The 10683-nt window shown below is 37.8% G+C and carries 8 protein-coding genes; 3 read left to right on the top strand and 5 right to left on the bottom strand.

Annotated features, from left to right (window positions below):
- A partial coding sequence (locus BZG01_RS22165) for a 3-methyl-2-oxobutanoate hydroxymethyltransferase (protein ID WP_180327389.1) occupies positions 1 to 130 on the top strand: 130 nt, incomplete at its 5' end.
- A 1147-nt stretch (positions 131 to 1277) separates the two neighbouring features.
- On the opposite strand, the gene BZG01_RS18570 is transcribed toward BZG01_RS22165, so the two are convergent.
- Positions 1278 to 2480, bottom strand: coding sequence for a serpin family protein (locus BZG01_RS18570; RefSeq protein WP_101311343.1), 1203 nt, complete (start codon positions 2478 to 2480; stop codon positions 1278 to 1280).
- Positions 2481 to 3329: 849 nt separating this feature from the next.
- Between BZG01_RS18570 and BZG01_RS18565 the strand changes: the two genes are divergently transcribed.
- Both BZG01_RS18565 and BZG01_RS18560 read left to right on the top strand, forming a co-directional pair.
- Complete coding sequence (locus BZG01_RS18565; protein ID WP_101311342.1) at positions 3330 to 3695, top strand: lipocalin family protein; 366 nt, start codon at positions 3330 to 3332, stop codon at positions 3693 to 3695.
- Between the two features lie 4 nt (positions 3696 to 3699).
- On the top strand, positions 3700 to 6807 hold the full coding sequence (locus BZG01_RS18560; protein WP_101311341.1) for an AsmA-like C-terminal region-containing protein: 3108 nt from the start codon (positions 3700 to 3702) through the stop codon (positions 6805 to 6807).
- 453 nt (positions 6808 to 7260) lie between these two features.
- On the opposite strand, the gene BZG01_RS18555 is transcribed toward BZG01_RS18560, so the two are convergent.
- From BZG01_RS18555 to BZG01_RS18540, 4 genes are all read right to left on the bottom strand, one after another.
- Complete coding sequence (locus BZG01_RS18555) at positions 7261 to 7956, bottom strand: rubrerythrin family protein (protein WP_180327388.1); 696 nt, start codon at positions 7954 to 7956, stop codon at positions 7261 to 7263.
- A gap of 99 nt (positions 7957 to 8055) precedes the next feature.
- The gene (locus BZG01_RS18550; RefSeq protein ID WP_101311339.1) at positions 8056 to 9432 is read right to left on the bottom strand and encodes a sensor histidine kinase; all 1377 of its coding nucleotides are present in this window, start codon (positions 9430 to 9432) and stop codon (positions 8056 to 8058) included.
- Complete coding sequence (locus BZG01_RS18545; RefSeq protein ID WP_101311338.1) at positions 9429 to 10106, bottom strand: response regulator transcription factor; 678 nt, start codon at positions 10104 to 10106, stop codon at positions 9429 to 9431. The genes BZG01_RS18550 and BZG01_RS18545 overlap by 4 nt, the downstream gene beginning before the upstream one ends.
- Before the next feature lie 62 nt (positions 10107 to 10168).
- Positions 10169 to 10648, bottom strand: a complete 480-nt coding sequence (locus BZG01_RS18540) for a DUF2231 domain-containing protein (RefSeq protein ID WP_101311337.1) — start codon at positions 10646 to 10648, stop codon at positions 10169 to 10171.
- Positions 10649 to 10683 lie beyond the last annotated feature (35 nt).

Below are 10683 nucleotides of genomic sequence, written 5' to 3'. Positions count from 1 at the left end.
TAAAGGCTTTTCTCCAAAATTCTTGCGTCGTTATGCAGACTTACATAGCGCTATAAAAGAAGCCACGCAAAAATATATTGCTGATGTTAAAGGAAGTGATTTTCCAAATGAAGAGAAGGAGGCATATTAGATAAATGTTTATAACAATAAATTTCCATTATACACATAATACTATCTATAAGTATTGTCTTTTTCATTTGGATATGTAATTAAGAAACTCTCATCTACATTCTGAAGTGAACTTTAGATGTTGTGTCCAACTTTAGGGATTCATTTCAGTTTTTGGGAGTTGCTTTTTTTGAACGTTCAAATGGTGCAAACTACGCCGGGTTTAAGAATGTTTTAATTAGCAAGTTGTTATTTTTCTTCCTTTTTTATTTGTTTTACCACATTATCAAAATTTTCGCTGCAACAATAACCTGTTGAATCTCACATTTCTCAATAGGTTTTGAACGATATTTTGAAACAACTTGTTCCCAAGTTAGTCAAGCCATTTTCAATTACCTCTTTTTTAATCTGTTCTACATCAATATTGTTACAGCAACAAATATTTTTTCACTATAAATAAATTTCGCAGCCTACGAAATCATTTTTTTGAGATGTAAAAATATTATTTTCAAATGGAAGGTTAAGTCAGTCGGGCTAAAAACGGATTAAAATACTCAATTGAATTTTAAAGATAAGCACTTTAAGGAAAGATAAAAATTGAATGTAAAATCGATAGGCTGTATGAACAGATCCTTAAGAGTCAAATCAATTATTTACCAGGATTACATCCTGTTTTAAAACAGCAGAGGGATGAGCAAGCTCATCTACACCCCAACTCAATATACATCGGCATTATGCCATTTCGCTTTACAGCCAAGTATAAAGTACATATGGTACAGCCAATTCCATAATATAGTATAATTTGGTAAGTGAGGCACTAAATTAGGTGGGCACGACATCAAATTTGATGGGCGAGGCACCAAAAAACATACCCGAGGCACTAAATTTGGTGGACACGACACCAAATTTGATGGGTGAAGCACCAAAGAACATACCCGAGGCACTAAATTTGGTGGCTGAGGCACCAAAGAACATACCCGAGGTACTAAATTTGGTGGCTGAGGCACCTTTTTTAATGGCTAAACATGTAAATTGGTACTCTGTACATTTAATTAGCTAAAGGATGGTTCATAATTTGTATCATCCCTCCCTGTTTCTCTTCAAGCACAAGCGATAAAAAAAAGTGAAAGAATCTCTTCTCTCACTTTTATAGTTAACCTGAAGCCAGGCTATTTGTATTCTTCGGCAATAAAAGGTTCTTCTGCCTGTACATATCTACCAATAAAAATAATCCCTTTCGTCTTATTGTCAATAATCATAAAAGTAAATGGATGGTCAGCTTTAAATATCTTAGGTTTGGGCATTGGGACTCCAGTTGAACCATCCATCATCTCAACAATTGTTGCTGCGCCCGCCTCTGTTTTTTCTTCGTTAATCTCGATATAAGCTTTATGATTTACTTTATTTATCAGTAAAGGTACTTCACTTGTGATGCCGGAAAAATCTGCATAACGAGTGAAAGCTTTTTCAAGTCCGAGTTTTATTAACGGCTCCTTGAGTGAATAAGTTGTTTCTAATTTAAATTTTGGAATGGATAGCTTTACGTCCAAATAATCCGTATTGTGCATTATAGTATCTAATGTTGAATTGGTAAAGATATTCTCTATGTCAATCAATCCGTATCTGCTTTTGGGAAGAAGAATACAGAATGATTTATCATTGCCTTCGTATGGCTTTGAAATAAACTGAAAGTACTTGTTCTCATAATACTGTAAGTATTCCGTTTTATTCATGAAATCAACGTCTGATTTTTCTTTATTTATTGAATAAAAATAATCAGAGTTGGTCAATCCCTTGTTGAATTCATCCCCCCATTTCCCAATAAAGCATATTGTATTTAAGATGATTAACCGAGTATCGGTATTTATATCTTTAGGGCAAATGTCTTTGATCAGTCCATTTGTTTTATTTGTTACCCAATTATTTATTTCGTTTGAAGCACTAATCTTTTGCTTAAAATCAACCGTTTTTAAATCGGAAGAATATTTTTCAATGATTTGATTTTTATAATCCTCTATCACTGAAAAATCTTTTTGTATCCAAATGGCATTAGAAATATTCAAATAGTTTGAACTGTCTTTCCAAGAGATTAAATTCTCAGAAAAGTTTTTAAAATTTGTAAGGCTCTCAGAATTATCAATATGCAGCACTTTCTCAAATTCCGCCTTTGTCTCATGTTTTGCTCCTTCATACGCAACCAACAAAGCATAATAAGTACTTAATGGAGAAACGAATAGATTTTCATTATCAGCCTTAATCTGACCGTACAAATCAAACGAATAAGCATTTAAAGACTTTGTTAATCTATCAACCTGTGAATAAGTTGAGAAAGTTGTTAAGAGTAATATGATCAGGAATGTATAATGTCTCATGTCCTTGGTTTTGTTCTGACTAGCGTTATATTACATCAATGCTCTTTACATATACATGGTGCATTCATGTTGTTTTCGCCCCGAATCTACTAAACAATACTCTCCATACAAAGCATTCTTAGTTATATTTTACAGGGCATTATGGATAAATAAAGGATAATGTTGTCTTTTAAAGCAGGAAGGAATTTGTATTGGTTAGCTAAGCAATTGGCAGAGTAGTCCAAAACTTAGTTTTCATATTACTCCCATTATATTTTATGTGGCTAAAGCCAAACTGCAATAGATGTTTTGCTAAGTATCATTTTATTTCTTCAATCATTCTAATTTCATGTTATCTGTTGTTTAAAAACAAAGCAATAAATTCTTTGCTTTGTTCCTTTCATCAGTAACTACTTTGTGTTTTTTATCTATTGCAGTTCGGCTTTAGCCAACTGAATTTAATATGTTCCAATCTCTTGCTTTAGCATCATTTTCATTTCTTCAATCATTTATATTTAATGCTTTAGTAGTTCGAAAACAAATACTGCAACTATGAAAAATAATATTTCATAATTAACTAATTCTGTTTCGTGCATTTTGCGACAATAAAGTATTATTTTTGAAGTTTATTTTAAGTAACAAACAAGTGTATTTTCATTAAACAGGTGTAATGCCCCTGTAAAAAGTGTTACACACAAGGGCATGATTATTGATCATGGTAAGTTCTCCTGAAAAATTCAGGACAAGCCATATAACAACTAAAAAACAAATTATAAACATATGAAACGACCCGACGAAAAGTGTTACACACAGGAGAATGAGTGTAATTTGGGAGTTCCATATGGCAACTAAAAAACAAATTATAAACATATGAAACGGATCACATTATTTTTTTTATGCATTGCTGCAGCAGCACTTTTCTCAACCTCTTGTTCTGAAGAAGAAACTCACCCCAGTTTTGATGAGTCATTAATTATCGGCAAATGGAAAAGCGGGACTTTGTTCGAAAGATACGACTCTGACAAATCAGGTGCTACCTGGGATACTGCCGATGATGTTAAGGAATCAGAAGCTCAGAAATTTACCTGGACAATAACAAAAGATCAGCTGGAGCAGATCCACATTATCGAAAATGGCGGTAACGTTCCTAAAGTATACACCATTACAAATTTAACGGCATCATCATTAGAGTACGAAGACGCTTACGGAAAAACAAAATCATTTAGCAAACAATAGTAAAATGCGGATAGTAAAAAAAGTAGGAATAGCTTTACTGGTACTGGTTTTTGTAGGAATAATAACTGCAGCAATAGCCTTGTGGTATGTTCTTACGCCAGAAAAATTAACACCAATAGTTAATAAACAGGCAAAAAATTATTTAGCCTGCAATACGGTCATCGAAAAAGTTGAACCCACTTTTTTTAGTACCTATCCGTTTTTTGGCATAGAGCTGACAAATCTCTGTTTAACCGGAAATAACAATTCTGTAAAAACAGATACCCTGTTGTATGCTAAAAAATGCTTTGCCTCGCTAAATGTTAAGTCGTATTTATTCCACGGCGATATAAAGCTTAACCCGTTTTTGGTTGAAAATGGGTATTTGAATTTCAAAACAGACTCATCCGGACAGTCTAATTTCGATATTTTTAAAAGCAGTTCCGATGCTGCAGAAGCTGATTCTGAAGCCTCTTCGTTGGGTGATATCGACATCAGCAATGTAGAATTTACAAATTTTAATGCCAATTATGCAGATGAGACTACATTTAGAAAGGCTGCTGTTATCAACGGAAATGCTGCGCTCGGGTTTGTATATACCAAGGGGAAACAGTCTTTTGATTTGGATCTGCAAGTCAGCCGATTGCTGTTTACAACATCCGACTCGATGGCTCTTCGTATTGATGCCAAAAACTGTGATCTGAAAATGACTTTGAAGGCTGCGGACAAAAACCGATTCAATTCCGATGCAAAGCTTGTTTGTAAGGAATTGTCTCTTGCTATGGCTGGCGATACAATTTTAACAAACATGAAATTGGACACACATCTGCCATGTGCTGTAAACATCGCCGAAAACAGTTTTGATTTAAAAGAGGCAAAACTGATTGTGAACAATGAGCAGGAAGTTGTATGCAGCGGGATTGTAAAAATACAGTCCGATAATTCGATTGCCACCAACATAAACTACGCGACCAACGAATTGAATGTCGAAAAAATTATGGCTCTTGTTCCCAAAGCCTATTCGGCTCCGCTAAAAGATCTGATTGCCAAGGGTTATGCACAATTATCCGGATCGGTAACTGGCCTGTATTCTGACACAAGTTACCCTCTTGTAAACACAAACATAGAGTACAATAAGGGCGAAATTAACTATGCAGCCTATCCAAAAGTGAAGGATATCAAATTATCGATGTCGGCAAAGGTGGATGTAAATAAAAACCAGACTTCGGATATCACTGTAAACAGCAGTTTTGCCAAAATACGAAACAGCAGTGTTTCTGTTGCAGGAAATATATCGGACATATTGGAAACGCCCCGCTACGACATCTATTCGAAGGGTGATGTTAACCTGTCCGATTTTCAGTCGTTTGTACCTAAAGATCAGAATGTAATTGTTCGGGGTTGGGTAAATGGAAATCTGCATACCCGGTTTTCTCAGTCTGATTTGGATCAGGAGGCATATCACCGCATTTATTTAACCGGCGATCTCAACACCCGGGATTTTGATGCCGTTTATAACGACACTACAAAGGTAAATCTCCCTTCGGCAAAAATTAAGCTTACTTTACCGAGCCAAGCCAGAGCAGACAAAAACCTTCTGTTTGCAAACATCAAAATGGATGCACCAAACTTTACAATGCACCTATCTCCTGCTGTAAGTGCAGTGACTGAAAATCTTGAGCTTTCTGTGTCCATCAATCATCCGGCAAAAGGAGCCCCGGCACCCATAACATCGTGTATTTTTAAATTGGGCAGCCTTACTGCTGTGTCGGATACTTTATCGGTTAGCGCAAACAATGCAAACGGACGATTCGAATACGTTCCAGGCCGTAACGGAAAACAAGAGATTGCGTTGATTAATTCTACAATTAACAGTGATGAAATTGCAGTAGCCGGCAAAGACTCTATTTTGTTTGATGCTAAAAACCTATATGCAAAAACGAATTTGAAATACGACGACTCGCAGAATAATATCATTCTTAAATGGCAGCCCGAAGCAGCAATCAGTTTCTCCGATGCAATTTATGATTTGAGTGAACAGCTAAGGGGTAAAATTCCCAACATCTCATTTACACTTAATCAAGACACGATGGAGATTCAAAAAGCGGCTTTAACTTTGGGCAATTCCGACTTTAGCCTTACGGGTCAGCTTACCGACATCTCCAACTATTTAAACGATCAGGCATTGCTGAAAGGAAACTTTAATTTGGCTTCTAAAAATACCGATGTATATCAGCTGATGGACATTTTTAACGGCATGGGCAGTCAGGATTCAACTCTTGCCGGCAATAAAGATACTGCCCCCGAAGACGATCCGTTTATGGTGCCAAAAGGTGTCGAAATTCGGTTGAACACAACAATTGCGAAAACTTTAGTAAACAATAATGTAATCGAAAACATTAAAGGAGGACTGACTGTAAAAGATGGTACCCTTATTCTCGATCAGATGGGATTCACCAGCCGGGCTGCCAACATGCAGTTAACGGCCATGTACCGTTCCGACAGAAAAAACCACCTCTTTAGCGGCATCGACTTTCACCTTTTAGATATTGATATTGCTGAATTAATTGCTCTGATTCCTTCTGTTGACACAATGATTCCTATGCTGAAATCATTCAAAGGGAAAGGTGAATTTCATTTGGCCGGAGAAACCTATCTTAAGAGCGATTATTCTTTGAAACAATCTACAATTCGTGGTGCGGCGGCTTTTCAGGGACAGGAACTAACCCTTATGGATACCGAAACTTTCGACATGATTGCCAAAAAACTACTGTTTAAGAAAAAAACAGCAAATGTGATAGACAGCCTTAGTGTTGAAATGACTCTGTTTAAAGACGAAATTGATTTGTATCCTTTCCTTATTGTAATGGACAAGTACAAAGCTGTTATTTCGGGACGTCATAATATGGATAACAGCTTTAACTATCACATATCGGTAACAGATACTCCACTACCTGTTCGATTGGGACTGAATGTAACCGGAACAATGGATAACCTGAAATACGACCTTGTGGAATGCAAGTACAAACACTTGTACGATCCTAAAAAACAAGGAGCACTGGAGGAGCAAACTTTACGTTTGAAAAAGCTGATTTCGGAATCGCTTAAGGAGAATGTTAAGGAGATTAAATAGAGTGAACAAGTTTCAAGTAAAAAGGAGAAAGGAACAAAGAACAAGAAAACCAGCAAACAGCCAGCTGTGATCAATTCGTTGATTTTGTTGATTGCACAATGAAAAACCGGGGATTTTCCCCAAGCGGAATAGTAAAATCCTGACGACGTAAATGCTCGTCAGGATTTTTTTTATTGTAGATATGATCCCATTTTACAAACAAATCTGAATTCTTAAATTTTTTCAGGGAGTTGTTGAATTTGGATCATGGGAAATGAATTAATTTTTAGCTGCATCGAGGCAAAAAAGTAAAGCACAGCCATGTTACGATGCATCTTTTTTAACGAAGATATAGCTGAAAAGAAACTTTTTATAAGGCATGTTTTGATGTTAATTTGGTATAGAAATACAATTAAGTCCGGCAGAATACATTGGTTCATTCTGCCGGACCTTGTTTGTGTGTTGCTGTATAAATTATAAACTGTTTATTTTAATGAATTTTTCGGAACCGGTCATTGAAATACCGCAACGTTCAGAAGGTGTTTGGTCGTAGGTGTTTCCGCAGGTAGGACATATATAGTAAACATTGGGCAATTCGTTCACGGTGTTGTTATTAAGTGCGAGCAAAGCATTCCTGTACATTGTCTGATGCTTTTTCTCTACCTCGAAGGCGTAATTAAAACTTATTTGTGCCAATTGGGTTTTCGAGTTGGCCGCATCCTGCAAAAAATCAGGATACATGGTAGTCACTTCATACGATTCCCCCTCAATGGCATCCTGCAGATTCTCGCCGGTTGTTTTTACCGTAAATTCAGGAGTGATGTTTGGAACTGCTCCTCCTAATTCCACGATAACAGATTTATGATTATTGGCATGTACCTTTTCGGCCTTCGATGCGGCTGCAAACAGCAAAGCGATGTTATGATTTCCCTCCTGCTCCGCTTTTTTAGAATAAGCTGCATATTTGGCTGATGCCGTGGTTTCCCCTTTAAATGCATCCTGCAGATCTGCCATTGTTTTTGCCTTGGCTTCGTTAGGTGCTATCTGCTTTTCTTTACTTTCGGCAGCTACGGGGTTTTGTAATTTTGTCTCTTTTTTGTTTCCTGTGTTACATGAACTGAGGATGCCGATCACTACGGCTAATGCTGATAAGGATAAAAGCTTTTTCATTTTTATTCTCTTTTTTGTTTTAATTAATAATATACAATGCAAATATGGCACGCATACCATTAAAGCTTCCTTTAGCCTTTCTTAAAATCAGCTTAAAAATTATCCATTAAAATGGAGATGAAATTGAGTTCCCCGGTTTATCTGACTGTCTGCCTGTATTTGTATTCCCTGAATACCGGCAAGCATTTTAACAATGTACAATCCCAATCCGGTACTTTGCACCAAAGTACTTCCGGGAACGTCTACCCGGTAAAAACGATTAAAAATATGAGGCAAATGTTCCTGCGGAATGCCAGGTCCGTTGTCGCTAATCGATAAAATTCCGGTATCGGCCTGCCAGTTACAAACTAACTGCCCCTGTTTGTATCCGTATTTAACAGCATTGCTAACCAGATTCTCCATAATCATTTCAAGCAATCCAAAATCGGCTTGAACCACTGTATCCTCCGGAATATCCAATTTCAGAATCATCTGCTTGCTGTTCATCTGCAGGCGCCATCTGTTTTTAACGGCAAGCAGCATATCATACAGATTAACAGGCTTTTTAACAATTGAAAGATTTCCCGAATCCAACCGGGCTAAATAAAGCAACTGATTAATAATATGATTTATCGAATCAACTTCGTGAATTACCTGCCTCACTTTTTCCTCGTATTGCTGCGGTTCCCGGATTTTGCGGATAAGTACTTCCAGAGTTCCTTTAATACTGGTAAGCGGCGTGCGCAGTTCGTGCGAAATATCTGCTGTAATCTGTTTCTCACGGCTGCGTCCGGTTTCAATTCGTTCCAACAGGGCATTAATAGTAGTCGTAAGATGGTAAATTTCGTCGTGATGAACCGGCAAAGGTAAACGTGGATCAATATTGTTGTAATTCATTTTTTCAGCGTAAGCAATCAACTGCTTAACAGGAGCTATACTTCGAGATGCCACCAACGATGTTACCCCGTAAAAAAACAATAACATCAGCGGAAACGCTGCAAAAAAGGTATTCCGCAGATTGGTAAGAATTAATATGGAATCGACCTGGGAAATTCCAATATCGAGTTGTCCGATTATTTTACCACCTTCAGTTTTGATGGGAAATTGTCCCTGCCGGATCTTTTTCCCGTTAAACTCTACATTAAAAAACAGCTCCTCAGTCAGGGAATCGGCAAACTGCAACTTATCGTTCTCTAAATTCCGCGAATGAAAGATCACAGTTCCCCGGTCATCCACCATCTGTAAAAAAATGGGATCCACTTCTGCTCTATTGTGTTCCATCTCTTCCCACTCGGCATTCAGACTAAACACCAGAGAATCACCAACAGTGCTTATCTGCGAAAACAATTCCGCCCTTTCTTCCAGGATATTGCTATCGAGGTGCCGGTACGTAGTGATGTAAACCACGGCATACACCGCAGCGAATACCACCAACATGGTAATGGCTGCAGCAACGGTATTAAAAAGGGCTATGCGGTTTTTAAAATGCAGGTTCATGCTTCTTCATTTATCCGGTATCCAACTCCCCGAATGGTTTCAATAAACGATTCGCTGTTTTTATCATCGAGTTTTTTGCGGAGTGCATTGATGTACACATCAATTACCGAGGTATCATAATCGAAATGTATATCCCACACTTTCTCGATGATGCGGGTGCGCCGACTTACTTTCCCCTTGTTGCGCAGTAAAAACTCAAGCAGGGCAAATTCCTTTTGAGTCAGTTCCACATTTTCATCGGCTTTACTTACACGGTGCGAATCTACATCGAGAATGATCTCCTTGTATCGAAAGACCGAATTTTCTCCGCTTTTTCCGCGCATCAGTACCCGAATCCGCGCCAGTAATTCGTCAAAGGCAAAAGGCTTCCGAATGTAATCGTTGGCTCCGGATTCAAGTCCAAAAACAGCATCGTCGGTGGTATCACGCGCAGTAAGGAAAATAACCGGTACCACATGACTCTCTTTACGAATATTCCGGCATATTTCTATTCCGCTCATGCCTGGCAGCATCCAATCAAGAATTATGGTATCATATTCTTCCAGATTATCCAGAGCTAACTGCAGACCTGTTTTTCCATTATCGGCCACATCAACAGCAAAACCCTCCTCTTCCAGCCCATCTTTAAGGAAATTGGAAATGGAGGTTTCGTCTTCGACTAATAAAATTCGCATATGTTTTGTTTAAGTATTACACATTATTCTTCATTTTCATCAAGCCGTTCTACCAAAATGGACTAATCATCCTCCTCATCGTTCTGTAAGGTATCAAAATTACCAATACCTAATTCGACACCTGCTGCATGTTTAAACACCAACTGACCGCCCAGATAACCTGTACGGGCAACACTACCGGCTGCTGCGAACAATAAAGTAAAAGCCAGAATTTTTAGCCAACGCATTTCATTTTTAATATAATAGAGAACAATTTTTACTCCCGCCGCGGCCATGGTTAACCATAGAGTAAAGGCTGCAGATTCTTCATGAGCCTCCAGTGCCCGTTGTAAAGAGCCTCCATCCATACCATCGCCGGCAGCATCGCCTGTAAGATAGGCTGCAACGGCCCCTAAACCTGCCAATACTATAATATAAAACGAAACCTGAAGATAAAATTGTTTCTTAAATATAAGTCCAATTAGTTCCGATACAAATGCCACCAATACCAAGGCAACCGGGAAATGAACAATCATTGCATGTAAATGTGTCGCTGTAAACATCGTTTCAGTTTTTAAAAGTTTATACAAATATTAGT

This window comes from Labilibaculum manganireducens (assembly GCF_002843385.1).
GTDB lineage: Bacteria > Bacteroidota > Bacteroidia > Bacteroidales > Marinifilaceae > Labilibaculum > Labilibaculum manganireducens.
The sequence above is the reverse complement of the archived record's forward strand: the minus strand, read 5'-3'. Positions and strand labels throughout refer to the sequence as shown.